This is a genomic window from Mycobacterium sp. NPDC006124 (assembly GCF_040614235.1).
Lineage (GTDB): Bacteria > Actinomycetota > Actinomycetes > Mycobacteriales > Mycobacteriaceae > Mycobacterium.
Window position 1 is genome coordinate 90,121 of the sequence record NZ_JBEXUA010000004.1, and the last position, 16,937, is coordinate 107,057.

The 16,937-nt window shown below is 67.1% G+C and carries 14 protein-coding genes; 8 read left to right on the forward strand and 6 right to left on the reverse strand.

Annotated features, from left to right (window positions below):
* Complete coding sequence (locus ABZ195_RS10050) at positions 1 to 1,080, forward strand: SAM-dependent methyltransferase (protein ID WP_355217205.1); 1,080 nt, start codon at positions 1 to 3, stop codon at positions 1,078 to 1,080.
* Positions 1,081 to 1,083: 3 nt separating this feature from the next.
* Here the strand turns inward: ABZ195_RS10050 and ABZ195_RS10055 are convergent, their stop codons facing one another.
* Genes ABZ195_RS10055 through ABZ195_RS10070 form a run of 4 tightly spaced genes read right to left on the reverse strand, consistent with a single transcriptional unit; the run spans position 1,084 to position 6,169 of the window.
* Entirely contained in the window at positions 1,084 to 2,841 is a 1,758-nt protein-coding gene (locus tag ABZ195_RS10055) for an acyl-CoA dehydrogenase family protein (RefSeq protein WP_355217206.1), read from the reverse strand.
* A 10-nt stretch (positions 2,842 to 2,851) separates the two neighbouring features.
* Entirely contained in the window at positions 2,852 to 4,561 is a 1,710-nt protein-coding gene (locus ABZ195_RS10060; protein WP_355217208.1) for an Hsp70 family protein, read from the reverse strand.
* A gap of 1 nt (position 4,562) precedes the next feature.
* Positions 4,563 to 5,636 (reverse strand): dihydrodipicolinate reductase, encoded by a 1,074-nt coding sequence (locus tag ABZ195_RS10065; RefSeq protein ID WP_355217209.1) that lies wholly within the window; start codon positions 5,634 to 5,636, stop codon positions 4,563 to 4,565.
* A 2-nt stretch (positions 5,637 to 5,638) separates the two neighbouring features.
* Complete coding sequence (locus ABZ195_RS10070; RefSeq protein WP_355217211.1) at positions 5,639 to 6,169, reverse strand: hypothetical protein; 531 nt, start codon at positions 6,167 to 6,169, stop codon at positions 5,639 to 5,641.
* Between the two features lie 89 nt (positions 6,170 to 6,258).
* On the opposite strand from ABZ195_RS10070, the gene ABZ195_RS10075 reads away from it, so the two are divergent.
* Together ABZ195_RS10075 and ABZ195_RS10080 are read left to right on the forward strand one after the other, a co-directional pair.
* Positions 6,259 to 6,999 carry an SDR family NAD(P)-dependent oxidoreductase gene (locus ABZ195_RS10075; protein WP_355217213.1) on the forward strand — a complete coding sequence of 247 codons (741 nt, stop codon included), beginning with the start codon at positions 6,259 to 6,261 and terminating at the stop codon, positions 6,997 to 6,999.
* Between the two features lie 70 nt (positions 7,000 to 7,069).
* Positions 7,070 to 9,559, forward strand: coding sequence for a glycogen/starch/alpha-glucan phosphorylase (locus ABZ195_RS10080; protein ID WP_355217215.1), 2,490 nt, complete (start codon positions 7,070 to 7,072; stop codon positions 9,557 to 9,559).
* 3 nt (positions 9,560 to 9,562) lie between these two features.
* Here the strand turns inward: ABZ195_RS10080 and ABZ195_RS10085 are convergent, their stop codons facing one another.
* On the reverse strand, positions 9,563 to 10,351 hold the full coding sequence (locus ABZ195_RS10085; RefSeq protein WP_355217217.1) for a cutinase family protein: 789 nt from the start codon (positions 10,349 to 10,351) through the stop codon (positions 9,563 to 9,565).
* Between the two features lie 215 nt (positions 10,352 to 10,566).
* On the opposite strand from ABZ195_RS10085, the gene ABZ195_RS10090 reads away from it, so the two are divergent.
* Both ABZ195_RS10090 and ABZ195_RS10095 read left to right on the forward strand, forming a co-directional pair.
* Positions 10,567 to 10,842: a hypothetical protein gene (locus tag ABZ195_RS10090; protein ID WP_355217218.1), complete on the forward strand. Its 276-nt coding sequence runs from the start codon at positions 10,567 to 10,569 to the stop codon at positions 10,840 to 10,842.
* 280 nt (positions 10,843 to 11,122) lie between these two features.
* The gene (locus tag ABZ195_RS10095) at positions 11,123 to 12,484 is read left to right on the forward strand and encodes an HNH endonuclease signature motif containing protein (protein ID WP_355217220.1); all 1,362 of its coding nucleotides are present in this window, start codon (positions 11,123 to 11,125) and stop codon (positions 12,482 to 12,484) included.
* 21 nt (positions 12,485 to 12,505) lie between these two features.
* On the opposite strand, the gene ABZ195_RS10100 is transcribed toward ABZ195_RS10095, so the two are convergent.
* Entirely contained in the window at positions 12,506 to 12,850 is a 345-nt protein-coding gene (locus ABZ195_RS10100; protein ID WP_355217854.1) for a DUF732 domain-containing protein, read from the reverse strand.
* A 244-nt stretch (positions 12,851 to 13,094) separates the two neighbouring features.
* On the opposite strand from ABZ195_RS10100, the gene ABZ195_RS10105 reads away from it, so the two are divergent.
* The 3 genes from ABZ195_RS10105 to ABZ195_RS10115 are packed head-to-tail and all read left to right on the forward strand — an operon-like array spanning position 13,095 to position 16,923.
* Positions 13,095 to 13,523 carry an MmpS family transport accessory protein gene (locus ABZ195_RS10105; RefSeq protein ID WP_355217222.1) on the forward strand — a complete coding sequence of 143 codons (429 nt, stop codon included), beginning with the start codon at positions 13,095 to 13,097 and terminating at the stop codon, positions 13,521 to 13,523.
* Positions 13,520 to 16,438, forward strand: coding sequence for an MMPL family transporter (locus ABZ195_RS10110; protein WP_355217224.1), 2,919 nt, complete (start codon positions 13,520 to 13,522; stop codon positions 16,436 to 16,438). The genes ABZ195_RS10105 and ABZ195_RS10110 overlap by 4 nt, the downstream gene beginning before the upstream one ends.
* An 11-nt stretch (positions 16,439 to 16,449) precedes the next feature.
* The gene (locus tag ABZ195_RS10115; protein WP_355217226.1) at positions 16,450 to 16,923 is read left to right on the forward strand and encodes a DUF5078 domain-containing protein; all 474 of its coding nucleotides are present in this window, start codon (positions 16,450 to 16,452) and stop codon (positions 16,921 to 16,923) included.
* Positions 16,924 to 16,937 lie beyond the last annotated feature (14 nt).

Consider the following 16,937-nt stretch of genomic DNA (forward strand, 5'->3'; position numbering starts at 1 on the left):
ATGCCCGAATCGAGTGCGGTAGTGCGCCCGGTACCGATGAACAGCGCCTCCTACACGGCCGCCTCACGCCTGCAGGCGGCCGGATTGCGCCGGGCGACAACTCTTTTCGAGGAGGCGGCCGCCGAGGTTCCGCTTCCTCCGTCGCCGCGGCCCATCGTGATCGCCGACTACGGAGCGGCGACCGGACACAACTCGCTGGTGCCCGTCGGCGCGGCGATCTCCGTGCTGCGCAAGCGGACCCGGCCCGAGCACTCGATCCTGGTGACCCACACCGACGTGCCCGACAACGACTTCAGCGAGCTCTTCCGCACCCTCGGCGAGGATCCCGACACCTACCTCAAGAAGGACCGGGCATGCTTCGCCTCGGCGGTCGGACGCTCGTTCTACGGCCAGATCATCCCGTCCAACAGCGTAAATCTGGCCTGGTCGGCGTGGTCGACGCAGTGGCTGTCGCGCACGCCCACCCCGATCCCCGACCACCTGCTGGTCGCTCACAGCCGCGACGGCGAGGTTCGCGCCGCCTATGAGCGCCAAGCCGCCCGGGACTGGCACGAATTCGTCGCGTTCCGCGGTCGCGAGCTCAGCCCGGGCGGGCGCCTCGTGGTGATGACGATGGCCATCGACGACGACGGCGACTTCGGTTACCGGCCGCTGCTCGACGCGATCTCCGACACGCTCGCCGAACTGGTCGGTCGCGCGGTGCTGAGCGACGACGAGTCCTCGGCCATGTCGATCCCGATCGCCGGACGCCGCGCGCAGGACTTCCTGGCCCCGTTCGCCCCGTCGGGCACCTTCGAGAAGCTCTCCGTGCGGCATCTCGAGGTGTTCGGTGGTGACGACAGGTTCTGGGATCGGTATCGAAAGGACAAGAAGGCAGGCGAGTTCGGCGCCTCGTGGTCGGAGTTCCTGCGCGGAACCGCCTTTCCGACGATGGCCGCCACCCTGCCCGCCGAGCGCCGCTCCGACTTCGTCGACCACCTCTGCACGGGCGTCGCCCAGCGGCTCGCGGCCGCACCCGCCGAGGTGCGCATCCCGCTGGCGGCCGTCGTCATCGAGAAGCAGCGGCGCCTGCACTCCTGACTATCAGGGCGTCATCTCGTACGCGCCGTCGTAGGCCTTCACCCGCTCCCACACGCGGTCGAACCGCTCGGCGTCGGGCGCCGGCTTGCGGACCGCACCCAGCGCCCACGCCTGCTGCGCGGCGGTGGAGGTCGGCTTGCCTTGCAGGGCAATGGCATAGGCGTTGAAGTCGTCGACCTGAAAGCCGAAGATCTGATCGACGAGGTCGTCGTCCAGTCCGGTCAGCGCAGCCTGCTCCAGGATCAACTGGCCGTACACGATCAGCGAGAACAGGTGCCCGACGTTCAACATGAAGTCGAGGTCCCTGGCCTGTTCGGCGTCCGGCGCGGCCGTCAGGAGCATGTCCCGAAACGCCTGCGCCTGTTCGTAGAAGACGCCGACGTTGGGCACGTGCGCGTGCTGTTCGTAGGTCGGGGTCCAGTCGGCGAACTGAATGGCGCCGGCGCCGCGGGTGGGCCCCTGTTGCCAGAAGAACGTGTCGTCGGTCGCGTCGTTGCGCGTCGGAATCGGGGGATATTTCTTGGGGTTGAGCATGAAGTTCGGCATGAACTTCAGCACCAGACCCACGTTGACGTGGACCGTGCCCTCCAGCCGCGGCAGGCAACCGATGAGCTGGGCGACCTCCCGAAACATCGTGTTCTTCTCGTAGCCCTTGGCGGCGACGACGTCGTGCAGGGCCCGGATCACCGTCTCGCCCTCCATGGTGACCTTGGCCTTGGTCATCGGGTTGAACAGCAGGTAGCGCCGATCCTCCAGGCTCGCGCTGCGGAAGTAGTCGACGGCCCGTCGGCTGAAGGCCTTCATGGCGATCATCCGTGCGTAGGCGTCGACGAAGTTGGCGCGCACGTGACCGAAGTCGGTGACCGGGTTGCCGTAGAGAATCCTGTTGTTGGCGTGGGTGATCGCCTCGTAGAAGGCGTGCTCGCACATGCCGATCGACGACGAGCACAGGTTGAACTTTCCCACGTTGACGGTGTTCAGCGCCGCCGCGAAGGCCTCCACGCCGGTGTGCAGGACGTCCTCGGCGCGCACCGGGTAGTTCTCCAGGCGGAACGTGCTGACGTAGATCTGCATGTGCACGACGTTGTCGATCAGGTGGTAGCCCTCGTGGCGGCTGTCGGCGGCGAAGAACACGTACCCGTCCTGGCCCTCGACGTCACCGCGGCGCCCGAACACCGACACCAGGCTCGCGACGTTGCCGTTGCCGATGTAGTACTTCTCCCCCGACGCGCGGTAGAGGATGCCGTCGGCCTGGTCTTCCTCGCTCGCCGGGGTGAGCACCATGTCGGTGCTGTAGACGTCGGCGCCGTGCTCGCGTTCGGAGAGTCCGAACGCCATCACCTCCCCCGCCTCCAGATCGTCGGCGGCACGCAGCTTGGCGTCCTTGTTCTCGCTCTGCCACACCGGTCCCAGGCCGAGGATCGTGACCTGCTCGGTGTACCAGTAGGTCAGCCCGTAGAAACCGAGGATCTCGGCGAGCGCCGCGTTGCGCGCCCCGTCCCATCGCTTGTCGGGGTTGCCGTCGGCGAACTCCGACGGCGTCAGGAACGTCGCGAACAGCTTCTCCCGCTTGACGAAGTCGACGAAGTCGGCGGGCCACTGCGCCCGGAGGTCGTCGTCGAGGATGCGTTTCTTGCCCTGACCCTCGAAGAAGTCGATCGTGGCGCGCAGCAGGCGGCGCGTCTCGGTGTCGAACTCCGCCGGGTCGTAGGTGCGGGGGTTGAAGAGCAAGCCGTCGGGGCGGGGCAACGCAGCAGTCATGGCTCCGAGCCTAGGGCTGCTGCGGTTGGAACGGTGACGGAACGAAGGGCAGACCGGGGATGGTCTGATACGGCAGCGTCGGGACGACCGGGGACTGGGTGGTCGCCGTGGTCTGCGGCGGCTGGGTGGTCGTCGGCGGCGGCGCCTCGGTCGTGGTGGGTGGGGGCGGCGCGTCAGTCGTGGTCGACGGCGGTGGGGCCTGGGAGGCCGGTGGTTGCTCCTGGGTCTGGGTCACCGTGACCGCCGGCGGCGGCGCCTGTTGGTAGACGGTCTGCTCCGGTGCCTGCTCGACGGGCGCCGGCGCCTCCGTCGACGGGGCCGGAGCCTCGGAACTCGGCGGTGGGGCTTGCGTGGTGGTTGCCGGCGTCTGCGACGGCGCGTCCTCGCCCCGGAGGAACAGCCAGAGCGCGGCACCGACGGCCAGCAGTGCCGCGACGACGGCGGCGGCGATGATCCCGGTCGGCCGGCGGTACCACGGCACGGCGGCGGCGCGCGCCTCGTCATCGTCGTCGTCGACGAAGGCCATCGGTGGTCGCGGGTCGACGTACTCGGCCTCGGGAATCTCGGTCACCGGTGCTGGTTCGGGAAGGTCGTCGGCATCCGACCAGGCCAGCGCGCGGAACGTCGAGGACGCCGACGCGGCCTGCTCGACGGGAGGCAAGGGGGCGACCGCAGCAGCGGGCGCCATCGCCGTCGCGCCGTCGGGCACTAAGCCGCGGGCTGCGGCGAGGCCGCCGCCGATCGCGGCGGCAAGCTCGGGTCGGGGCGAGGTGATCACGGGCACCCGAAGCCGTTCCGACAGCGACGTGACGACGACCGGGATCAGCGCACCGCCGCCGACCGTGGCCACCGCGACCAGATCGCCGGAGCGAATTCCGTTGCGCTGCAGCGTGTCCTGGACCGCGTCGAGTAGTCCTGCGAGCGGCTCCCGGATCGTCTCGTCGAGTTCGGCGCGGGTGATCCGCACCTCGGACTGCCGACCCGGCAGGTCGACCGCGACCGCCGCCGCCGACGCCGTCGACAGGCGTTCCTTGGCGGTGCGGCACTTGCCGCGCAACCGGTTGAGGTTGCCCAGCGCCGACGTCGACGACAGGTCGACCGCCCCGGAGGACGACAGGTCACCGATGACGCGGGTCAGCAGCGCCTGGTCGACGAGGTCGCCGCAGAAGTCGGGATGGCGCACCGTCGGGCCGATCGGCGCACATCCGTTGGCGGCGTCGGCCAGGGTGATGCTGGTGCCGGTGCCGCCGACGTCGCACAACGCGACGACGCCTCGGCTCGGCACCCCGGGGTCGTCCCGCAGCGCGGTGAGCGCGGCGGCCGCATCCGAGCCCAGCGTCATGCCGTCCAACTCGCGGCGCAACGCCTCGACGGCAGCCGGGCTCCAGTGCGCCGGGTGGGTGACCCCGACCGGTTCGACCGGCGGGCGACCGCCCGTCATCGCCGTCAGCAGCGACCTCAGCGACTCGGCGAGCAGGGTCTCCGCGCGGTGCGAGGAGCCGTCGGACGCCACGATGGCGACCGGGTCGCCGACCCGGTCGACGTAGTCGGTGATGATCAGCCCGCGCTCGGTGAGGTTGGGGTTCTCACTGGGCACGCCGACCTCGGGAGGCCGGTGCGGAAAGCGCGTCAGGACCGGGGTGCGCGTCACCGCCGACCGACCCACCGCCACCGCCCGCAAGGCGCTGGCACCGACCGAGAGTCCTATTCCGTCTGCCACGTCATCGAATCGTGCCAGCTCCGGCTATGAGGGGTAGATCCAGAGGGGTCACCCAGCCCGGCGGGAGGTCGTTGACGGCAGGCACGGCGTTGAGCGCGCGCAGCCCCGTGGCCAGGCAACCTGCGGCCGCGGCGTCGCGTCCCGACCCGTCGGTGAACCGGAAGGCCGTCTCCTGGAAGATGCTCGGGGTGCCGTCGATCTCGACCCGGTAGACGTCGTCGACGCTGCCCGACGGCCAGTCCGGAGCGGCGTCGGCTCCGATTCGGTTGACGTGTTCGAGCTGGATGCGCGTCTCACCCTCGAAGACGCCGTTGATCGTGAAGCGAACCGCGGCGACGTGGCCGGCGGCGATGACGCCCTTGGCGGTCTTGCGCTCGTCGGGGGTGACCCACTTCTCCCACGTGGTCGTGATGTCGTCGAGCTCGATCCCCGCGGCGTGGGCGATCATCGGAACCGTTGCGCCCCAGGCGAAGACGAGGATCTCCGGGGTCTCGAGCAGCGGTCGGTGTTCGGGCGGCATGCCGATGCCCATCTCGAACTCGTAGTCACCCTCGTAGTTGGTGTAGTCGAGCAGCTCCGAGGCCCGCACGGTCCGAACCTGCGAGCACAGCCCCATCAACGTCATCGGAAACAGGTCGTTGGCGAATCCCGGGTCGATGCCCGTGGTGAAGCACGACGAGCCGCCGGCCTCGCAGGCGTCGGTGATCGGCTGAATCCAGTTCGGCGGGTTGAGGTGCATCTTCGGCCAGACCCACGGAGTCATCGAGGTCGAGCAGACGTCGATGCCGGCCCGGAGGAACCGCGTGATGAGGGCGATGTTGTCCTCGGCGTGCGCGGCGGTCGGGCCGTAGTGCACCAGCGCGTCGGGCGCGAGCGCGATGAGCGCGTCGACGTCGTCGGTGGCGGTCAGGCCGATCGTGGTGCCGAGGCCACAGATCTCCCCGGCGTCACGACCGACCTTCTCCGGATTTGCGACGCCGACGCCGACGAGCTCGAACGACGGATGGTCGACGATCTCGGCGAGCACCATGCGCCCGACGAAGCCCGTGCCCCAGAGCACGATTCGCTTGGCCATCGTCAGCGACACCTCTTGAGGCCACCGGGATCGCAATACAGCGGGTACCGGTCGACGGGGATGGGCAACGGCCGGGAGAACGCCAGGGTGAACGGCGAGACCACGATCTTCGGTCCGACGGTGCCGTTGCACGCGGCGCTGTTGGCCGTCGAGCGCTTACCCGACATCGTCGCGTCGTCGAACTCGTAGGTCTCCACCACGGGGGCGAAACCGTCGCCGTCCGGGCAGGGGAAGCCCTCCTTGACCCTGGTGGAGAAGGTCCAGAGCCCCCCGGTGAGCCGGGCGTCGCCACCGTTGATCCGGGGCGAGTTGGGGGCGACGTGCAATCGGCAGGCCACCGGCAGCTCCAGGTTGTCCCGCAGGTCACCGACGGTGGGAACGCAGCTCGGGTAGATGGTCCACTCGGCGTGAATGTCGCCCTGGTCGTATCCGTAGACGCCCTCCATGACCTGGTCTGCACTCGCGGTGCCCGCGAAGCCGAGCGTCGAGGTGACCAGCATGGCGGCGACGGCGAGCACCCGGGCGATCGTCATAGCGGGAGTATCGCAGTGCGGCGGGGTCGAAGTCAGCGGTTTGCCCGATGCGCACCGACCGGGGCCAGGAGTCGTGAGAGGGTCCAGGCATGACGGATCTGACGGGCAAGGTCGCGCTGATCACCGGGGCGTCGACGGGTTTGGGCGCCGCGACGGCCCGGGTGTTCGCCGAGCGCGGGGCGACGGTCTTCGGGATCGCTCGCGACGCCGACCGGATGGCCGAGGTGTTCGCCGAGGTGCCCGGCGGAAAGTATGCGTCGGTCGACGTCACCACCTCCGGGGCGTGCGCGCAGGCGGTGGCCGACTGCGTGGCCGACTTCGGCCGGCTCGACGTGCTGGTCAACGTCGCGGGCTTCCATCAGATGCGGCACACGCCGACGATGTCCGACGAGGACTGGAACCACGACCTGGCCGTCAACCTCAACGGTCCGTTCTACCTGTGTCGAGCGGCGTTGCCGCACCTGCTCGAGGTGGGCGGCAACATCGTCAACGTGTCCTCCATCGCCGGGGTGGAGGGCGAGGTCTACTCGGCCGGGTACTGCGCCGCCAAGCACGCGCTCGTCGGTCTGACGCGGGCGCTCGCCGTCGAGTTCACCAAGAAGCAGTTGCGGGTCAACGTGGTGTGCCCCGGTGGCATGCCGACCGCGCAGGCCACCGAATTCGAGGCCCCCGAGAACGCCGACTGGGACCTGATCATGCGCATCGCCTCCCCGCGGGGCTTCATGGAGACCGCCGACGTGGCCAAGGCCATCGCGTTCCTGGCCAGTGACGACGCCGCGGCCATTCACGGCGCGGTATACCGCGTCGACAACGGCAAGGGGGCGGGATGACCACCGGGCGTTCACCTGCACGACGACCGCAGCGAGTGCGCCGTGCACGCGTAACTGCCACAATCGCGCGGTGACCGACGTCGTGAGTACAGCAGCCGAAGAAGCCTCCCACCTCCGGTCCGGTTTGGACGCCGCAGACCTGCGGGTGGCGATCACCGATCACCTGAAGTACTCCATCGGTCGGCCCGCCGCCGCGCTGCGCCCCGACCACTACTACCGGGCGCTCGCCCTGGCCGTCCGCGACCGCATGCAGGACAACCGCGTCGCGTCGACCCAACAGTCCCTCGACAGCGGTGCCAAGGTCACCTGCTATCTGTCGGCCGAGTTCCTGATGGGTCCGCAGCTGGGCAACAACCTGCTCAACCTCGAGATCGAGGACGCCGCCCGCACGGCGCTGGCCTCGCTGGGCCAGGACTACGACGAGGTGCTGGCCTGCGAGCCGGAGCCGGGTCTGGGCAACGGCGGCCTCGGCCGGCTCGCGGCGTGCTATCTCGACTCGTTGGCCACCCTGGAGCGCCCGGCGATCGGGTACGGCATCCGTTACGAGTTCGGCATCTTCCGTCAGGAGTTCTCCGACGGCTGGCAAGTCGAGCTCACCGACAACTGGCTGGCCGGTGGAAACCCCTGGGAGATCGCCAAGCCCGACGTCACCTACCTCGTCAACTGGGGCGGGCACACCGAGCACTACATCGACGACTCCGGGTATGACCGCATTCGCTGGGTGCCCAAGCAGGTCATCAAGGGCGTCGCCTACGACACCCCGATTCAGGGGTACGGCGTGCACACCTGCAACGTGCTGACGCTGTGGAGCGCCCGCGCCGTCGAATCGTTCGCGCTGGATGCGTTCAACACCGGCGACTACTACAAGGCCGTCGAGTCGGAGGTCACCTCCGAGACGGTCACCAAGGTGCTCTACCCCAACGACGAGCCCGAGGCGGGCAAGCGCCTGCGGCTGCTGCAGCAGTACTTCTTCGTGTCCTGCTCCCTGCAGCACGTCGTCCACATCATGGACGACTTGGCCGACGTGTCGCTGCACGAGCTGCCGAAGCGATTTGCGTTGCAGCTCAACGACACCCACCCCTCGATCGGCGTCGCGGAGCTGATGCGAATCCTCGTCGACGAGCGGCGACTCGGCTGGGACGAGGCGTGGGCGATCACCGTGGCCACCTTCGGCTACACCAACCACACGCTGCTGCCCGAGGCCTTGGAGAAGTGGCCGCTGGGCCTGTTCGGCGAGTCGCTGCCGCGTCACCTCGAGATCATCTACGAGATCAACAGCCGCTTCCTCGACGAGGTACGGGCCAAGTTCCCCGGTGACGTCGAGCGGGTGCGGCGCATGTCGTTGATCGGCGAGGACGGTGGGCAGACGGTGCGGATGGCCTACCTCGCCACCGTGGGCAGCCACGCGGTCAACGGCGTCGCCGCCCTGCACTCGGATCTGCTGAAGCAGAGCGTGCTGAAGGACTTCTACGAATTGTGGCCGGAACGGTTCTCCAACAAGACCAACGGCGTCACGCCGCGTCGCTTCCTGGCCCTGTCCAATCCCGGTCTGCGGTCGCTGCTGGACTCCACCATCGGCGACGGCTGGCTGACCGACCTCGATCGCCTGCGCGGACTCGAGGCCTTCGCCGACGACGCCGAGTTCCGCCAGCAGTGGCGAGAGGTCAAGCGCGCCAACAAGGCCCGGCTGTCCAATTTCCTGCAGACCACCACGGGCGTTCGACTCGACCCCAGCTGGATGTTCGACATCCAGGTCAAGCGCATCCACGAGTACAAGCGCCAGCACCTGTCGGTTCTGCACATCATCAGGCAGTACTTCCGGCTGAAGATGGATCCGACGCTCGAGGTCGCCCCGCGCGCCTACGTGTTCGGCGGCAAGGCCGCCCCGGGGTACTTCATGGCCAAGCGAATCATCAAGCTGATCAACGCCGTTGGCGAGACGGTCAACAACGACCCGGACGTCAACAAGTTCATGAAGGTGGTGTTCGTCCCCAACTTCAACGTCCAGAACGCCCACCTCATCTACCCGGCGGCCAACCTGTCCGAGCAGATCTCCACGGCCGGCAAGGAGGCCTCCGGCACGGGCAACATGAAGTTCATGATGAACGGCGCCCTGACCATCGGCACGCTGGACGGCGCCAACGTCGAGATCCGCCAGGAGGCCGGACCGGAGAACTTCTTCCTCTTCGGCCTGACCGAGGACGAGGTCGAGAAGGTCAAGCACGAGGGGTATCGCCCGATGTCCTACGTCGAGGGCAACGACGAGCTCATGACCGTGCTCGGGTTGATCTCCTCGGGGCAGTTCTCCCATGGCGACGTCGAAGTGTTCCGGCCCCTGGTGGACAACCTGACCAAGGATGACCCGTTCCTGGTGCTGGCCGACTACGCCGCTTACGTCGACTGCCAGGACCAGGTGGCCGCGGCGTGGCAGGACCCCGACGCCTGGTCGCACATGTCCATCCTCAACACCGCGCGCAGCGGCAAGTTCTCCTCGGACCGGGCGATCGCGCAGTACTGCGACGAGATCTGGAACGTGGGGCCGGTGACCGTCGAGGTCTGACGGTCAGTTCCCGGGGGTGGGCTCGCCGGCCGCCTGCACGATCGTCGCGGACGGCGCCGGCGCGCCCAGGCGGGCAGCGACGAAGTCGGCGGCCTGGTCGGCCATCCCGTTGAACTTGTAGGAGCTGTGGGCGGAGCGGTCGAGTCCGCCGGGGAAGCACACCGGGTCACCGGTGGCGCACAGCTGGATGGTCTTGGCCGTGTACTGGTCGCCGATCGCGATCGGCGGGGCGGAGTGGTCCACCAGGCCCAGGAACCAGTCGTCCGGCGTGCCGAACAAGGCGACGGCCGCGACGTGGGATGCGACCGATGCGGGCATCGGGCCGGTCAGTCCGGCCGGCAGCGTGAAGCCGGCGGGCACGACGCTGGAGGTGGTGTAGCCGGCGACCGCCGCGCCTTGGGAGTATCCGCCCAGGACGATCTTGGTCGACGGGCACTGGTTGGCGATCGTCTGAATCTCGTTGCTGGCGTCGACGATTCCGTCGACGGCGCGGCCGAAGTCGAGCGAGGCCGGGTAGTTGACGGCGTAGACGTCGACGGCCTTGCCGGGCAGACGTGCGGTCAGCGAGTCCACGAACGCCTGTCCGACGGCGCCGACGCCGGGGCCCTCGAAGGTGCCTCGGGCGAAGACGACCTCGACGGCGGCACAGGAGTCGTCGGCGGCGTTGGCGGTCGCGGTGGGGCCGACGACGGAGCCGACGGTCACCGCACCCACGGCCAGCGCGCCGAAGACGGCCTTCTTCGCGGCGCGCGCAACTGCGGTCCCCGTGCGTGCCAGGTGTGGTGTGGTCATGAGCTCGTCCCGTCCGTGCCGGCCATCGCTCTGGTAGAGGTGGCTTCTGGCTGCTACAAGCGTCGGACGGGGCCTGTCGATACCAGACCTCGGAGGTGATGTGCGTCACCCCGGTGTCGACTGCGTCACGGCGTCGGCACGCCGAGAGTTTGGTGATGACGTAACGTGGTTATGCCTGCTAAGTATTCGACCCGTCGCGATCAGGAGCCACACCGATGCCCTCAGTGAAGAACACGTTGTCCGCCGTTGCGGTCGCGGCCGGGTTGGCCACGGCGGCGCTGGGCGTGGGGGCGGCCGTCGCCGTCGCCGATCCCCCGCCGCCGGACATGTCGGTCGGCGAGGTACCGCCCCCCAACGCCCCGCCGAAGACCGCCGAGTTCTGGGACGGCGAGCCCGTCGTGTGGACGCACATGTGGGGTGGCCGATGGGGCGTGTGGAAGAACGATCAGTTCATCACGCTGTCGTCGAACATCAACACCGGCGGCGGCTAGACGCAACCAGCGTGAGTCGGCGCAGTTGGAGCATTCCGCTTTCCCATTAGGCCAGTGAATTGCGCTGAGCGGCAACATGACCCATTGTCGGACAGCCATACCGCGATGGCGTCGCACGGACATGGCTCACCACCTCACTCGCGTCCACCGAACCGCCTGTCCACTACCAGAATGATGGCCTTCGTGCGCGAATCATCCACAGACCAGAATTGATCAACAACCCTGTGTGACAACAATTTCGGGCTCATGCCATGTCGGTGGGTCGTACTAATGTTCGAGTGTGAGTTCGGATCGGGTCATCGCGGCGGTTACCTCGTTGGTGGCTGCCGTCGCCGACCTCGCCGAGCTGGACTGCGACCAGTTCACCCACCGCGAATTAGTCGAACTGCTCGGTGAACTCGAGACCGCGACTTGGCAGCTGCCGGTGGTGGGGCACCGGGTGATCGCCCGGCTGCAACGCGAAGCCTCCCCGACGGAACTGGGCGCGAAGTCGTTGGGGTCGGTGTTGACCCAACGGTTGCGGATCTCCGGTCGCGAAGCCCGCCGCCGGCTCACCGAGGCCGAAGACCTTGGGCCGCGGACCACGCTCAACGGTGAGGCGTTGGCCCCGAAGCTGGCACCCACCGCCCACGCGCAAGCCCGCGGAGCGGTGGGACCCGAACACATCACCGTCATCACGGGGTTCCTGGACCGGCTGCCGACCTGGGTGGATCCCGAGGTGCGGGACCTCTCGGAGAAGACGTTGGTGACGATCGGATCGTCCACCGGTCCGGAGGAGTTGCGCCGCGCTGCGGACAAGCTTGCTACCGCGATCGACCAGGACGGTTCGGAACCCGACGACTCCGACCGCGCCCGGAAACGATTCCTGCGATTGGGGCCGCAGCAGGCCGACGGGATGAGCCGGCTCACCGGGCTACTCGGCCCCGAAGCCCGGGCGGTCGTCGAACCGATCTTGGCGAAATTGGCGGCGCCGGGGATGTGCAACCCCGCCGATCACGAACCCCGCACCTCCGGCACCCCGTCCCAAGAACAAATCGACACCGACGACCGCAGCGTCGGGCAACGCAACCACGACGCACTCATCGCCATCGGACGCTCTGTTCTGTCATCCGGGGAACTCGGTCAGCACAACGGGTTACCCGTCACCGTCATCGTGTCCACCACCCTGCAGGATTTGGAATCCGGGGCCGGGTCCGGGGTCACCGGGGGTGGGTCACTGCTGCCCATGGCGGATCTGATCCGGATGGCATCCCACGCCCACCACTACCTGGCGGTGTTCGACGAGCACACCAATCAAGCCCTCTACCTCGGTCGGACGAAGAGGTTGGCCTCGGCAGCCCAACGAATCGTCCTGCACGCCCGCGATCGCGGCTGCACCAAACCCGGCTGCACCGTCCCCGGATACGGCACCCAGGTCCACCACATGACCGGCTGGGCCCACAACGGACAGACCGACATCGACGACGTCACCCTGGCCTGCGGCGGGGACAACCGCCTCGCCGAAACCGGCTGGACCGTTCAACTAGAAGACGGGGTCGTTCAGTGGATCCCACCCCCGCAACTCGACGTCGGCCAAACCCGAATCAACTACCTCCACCACCCCGAGCGACTCCTCACACCTGACGACGAGAGCGCGGCGTGATTCGCTCCGGGCGGGCTGAACTCAGCCTTGCTCGGCGGGCAGCGGCGCGCCAACCGGCGCCGGTGAGGCCTGCGGTTGGCCCGCGAGGCTGTCCACGACGGGACGCTGATCGGGGCAGTAGTAGTTGATGCCGGCCGACAGGAATTGGTAGATCGCCTGCTCGGAGGTCCCCCGCGGCAGGTTGGTCTTGAGGAACACCGCCGCTTCGTTGGCGTTGGCGTCGAGCCCGGTCCGCAGCCGCTTGCACTCGATCTTGCCGATCCAGGCGTTGTAGTCCTTGGGCCCGTAGATCCCGTAGACGTGCAATTCGTTGGCGAAGTCGGTGTCCGGATCGGCATTCGCCGGGGCCACCGCGCCCATCACCATCGTGCACGCCGCAAGTGCGGAAACCAGTCCAGTACGCGTCAAGGCCTTCATAGCCGGGTCCCTATCGTTCGATCTCTAAAGTACTGCGCATCAGCATGATCCGGAATGTCTGGATCACGCGGTGAAGCGGTTGTGCGGGAGGTCACGTTCGTGCGGCGTGATCACCGCACACCGTGATTCCACACCATACAGTTATATGGGCTAATCTCTCATTTCAATCTCAGGAATGTTCCGAGTAGGGGTTATGACCAAGGTTTTGCGCCGAGCGTGGATACCGATCGTGATCGTCATCGTGATCGTGATCGCCGGATTCACCGTTCACCGCGTACGCACGTTCTTCGGCATGAACCCGATCCTCGTCACGCCGAAGAACTTCGCCGACGACGCCGAGCCCTTCAACCCGAAGGTCGTGAAGTACGAGATCTTCGGCACCGGCACCTACGCCGACATCAACTACCTCGACCTGGACTCCAAGCCGGTCCGGCTCGACGGCACCTCTCTGCCGTGGTCGCTGACGCTGAGCACCACCGCCCCGTCGGTCCTGCCGAACGTCGTCGCTCAGGGCGACGGTAGCTCCATCACGTGCCGGATCACCGTCGACGACGAGGTCAAGGACGAGAGGACCACGACGGGCGTGAACGCCCAGACCTTCTGCCTGGCGAAGAACGCATGACCGGACCCGAACACCGCGCGCCCGACCACGAGCCGACCACGGACGCGATTCCGACCTCGGGTCCCGCGGTGAATCCGACGCGTCACCGGCTGCCGCGCTTCATTCGGACCTTTGCGCTGCCTATCATCCTCGGCTGGATCGTCATCATCGCCCTCGGCAACGTCCTGGTCCCCCAGCTCGAAGCGGTCGGCAAGCTGCGCTCGGTGTCGATGAGCCCGAACGACGCACCCTCGGTCATCGCGATGCAGCACATCGGCGAGACCTTCAAGGAGTTCAAGTCCAACAGCTCGGTCATGATCGTGCTGGAGGGCAAGGACAAGCTCGGCCAATCCGCGCACGACTTCTACGACGGCATGGTCAAGGACCTCGAAGCCGACACCAAGCACGTCGAACACGTCAACGACATGTGGAGCGATCCGCTCTCGGCGGCGGGCTCGCAGAGCAGCGACGGCAAGGCCATGTACGTCCAGGTGTACCTGGCGGGCAACCAGGGTGAGGCGTTGGCCAACGACTCGGTCGAGGCCGTCCAGAAGATCGTCGGCAACCTGACGCCACCGGACGGCATCAAGGCCTACGTCACCGGCCCCGCGGCGCTCTCGGCAGACCAGAACATCGCCAGCGACAAGAGTCTGCGACTCATCGAGGCGGTCACGTTCACCGTCATCATCGTCATGCTGCTGCTGGTCTACCGGTCGATCGTGACCGTGTTGATCACGCTGGTGATGGTGGTGCTGGAGCTGTCGGCGGCCCGCGGAATCGTCGCCTTCCTCGGCTACTACGACATCATCGGTCTGTCGACCTTCGCGACCAACCTGCTCGTCACGCTCGCGATCGCCGCGGCAACCGACTACGCCATCTTCCTGCTCGGCCGATATCAGGAAGCGCGAAGTCTCGGCGAGGACCGCGAAGACGCCTACTACACGATGTTCAACGGCACGGCGCACGTCGTGCTCGGCTCGGGCCTGACCATCGCGGGCGCCACCTTCTGCCTGAGCTTCACCCGGCTGCCCTACTTCCAGACCCTCGGCGTGCCCTTGGCGATCGGCATGATGATCGTGGTCGCCTGCGCGCTGACGCTGGGCCCCGCGGTGGTCACCATCGCCAGCCGCTTCGGTCTGCTGGAACCCAAGCGGGCGCTGCGCACCCGCGGGTGGCGCAAGATCGGCGCCATGGTCGTCCGCTGGCCGGGTCCGATCCTGGTCGCCACGATCGCGCTGGCGCTGGTCGGCCTGCTGACCCTGCCGGGCTACCGGACGAACTTCAACGACCGCAACTACCTGCCCGCCGACCTCCCGGCCAACGAGGGCTATGCCGCCGCCGACCGGCACTTCTCCCAGGCGCGGCTCAACCCGGAGCTGTTGATGGTCGAAAGCGATCACGACCTCCGGAACTCGGCCGACTTCCTGGTGATCGACAAGATCGCCAAGGCGGTGTTCAAGACCCCGGGCATCGGGCGCGTGCAGGCCATCACCCGGCCGCTGGGCACCCCGATCGAGCACACCTCGATCCCGTTCCAGATCAGCATGCAGGGCACCACGCAGCAGATGAACCTGAAGTACCAACAGGATTCGTTCGCCAGCATGCTCAAGCAGGCCGACGAGATGCAGGGCATGATCGAGAACCTCGAACACATGCTGGTGCTGATGAAACAGCTCAACGACGTCACCCACGACTTGACCTTGAAGACCAAGGACATGGTCGCCACCACCAACGAGCTGCGCGACAACATCGCCAACTTCGACGACTTCTTCCGGCCCATCCGCGCCTACCTGTACTGGGAGCCGCACTGCTACGACATCCCACTGTGTTGGGCGACGCGTTCGGTGTTCGACACCCTCGACGGCATCGACGCGCTCAGTGATCAGCTCGGCGGCCTGGTCACCAACCTCGACGCGCTGGACAGGTTGATGCCGCAGCTGATGGCGTCGCTGCCGCCGATGCTCGCGACCATGAAGTCGATGAAGACCATGATGCTGACGATGTATCAGACCCAAAAGGGCATGTCGGATCAGATGGCCGCGATGCAGGAGAACCAGTCCGCGATGGGCGAGGCGTTCGACGCGTCGAAGAACGACGACTCCTTCTACCTGCCGCCGGAGATCTTCGACAACCCCGAGTTCAAGAAGGGCATGAAGAACTTCATCTCGCCCGACGGGCACTCGGTGCGGTTCATCATCAGCCACGAGGGCGACCCGATGAGCGAAGAGGGCATCTCGCACATCGAGTCGATCAAGCAGGCCGCCAAGGAAGCCATCAAGGGCACGCCGCTGGAGGGGTCGAGGATCTACCTCGCGGGAACCGCGGCCACCTTCAAGGACATGTCCGACGGCAACACCTACGACCTGCTGATCGCCGGCATCGCGTCACTGGCCCTGATCTTCATCATCATGCTGCTCATCACCAGGGCGGTGGTGGCCTCTGCCGTCATCGTCGGCACCGTGGTGCTGTCGCTGGGCGCCTCGTTCGGTCTGTCGGTGCTCATTTGGCAGCACTTCCTGGGCACCGAACTGCACTGGATGGTGATGGCGATGTCCGTCATCATCCTGTTGGCGGTCGGCGCGGACTACAACTTGCTGCTGGTCTCCCGTTTCAAGGAAGAGATACACGCAGGGCTCAACACCGGCATCATCAGGTCCATGGGCGGTACCGGCTCCGTGGTGACCTCGGCTGGTCTGGTGTTCGCGTTCACCATGATGTCCATGGCGGTCAGCAGCCTGACCGTCATCGGACAGGTCGGCACCACGATTGGTCTCGGCCTGCTGTTCGACACCCTGGTGGTCCGGTCGTTCATGACACCGGCCATCGCGGCGATGCTCGGCAAGTGGTTCTGGTGGCCGACCCCGGTCCGTCAGAGGCCCCTGCCAGAACCGTGGCCGAGCCCGATCACCAAGACCGACCCAGCCCCAACAGTTTGAGGAGAACGAACATGAAGAAGGGTCTGCGCACCATCGCACTGCGGAGTGCTCTGGCGGCCGCCTCGTGTGGCATCGCCGCGACGTCCCTGGCGGGGCCTGCGGCCGCCGACGCCACCGACGACTTTCCCATCCCGCACCGGATGATCATCACCACCTGCGACACCGAGCAGTACATGGCTGCCGCGCGCGACACCAGCCCGGTCTACTTCGAGCGGTACATGATCGACCGCAGCAACCGCCCCGCCGACGTCCAGCAGCAGGCGTTCGACCGCATCCACTGGTTCTTCTCCCTGGACCCCGTCGCCCGCCGCCAGTACTCGGAGGACACCGCCACCAACGTGTACTACGAGAACGTGGCCACCCACTGGGGCAACTGGGCCAAGCTGTTCTTCAACAACAAGGGCGTCGTCGCCAAGGCCACCGACGTCTGCATGAACTACCCCAAGGGCGACATGTCCATCTGGAACTGGGAAGTCACCCCCTAGGTCCGAGATGACGA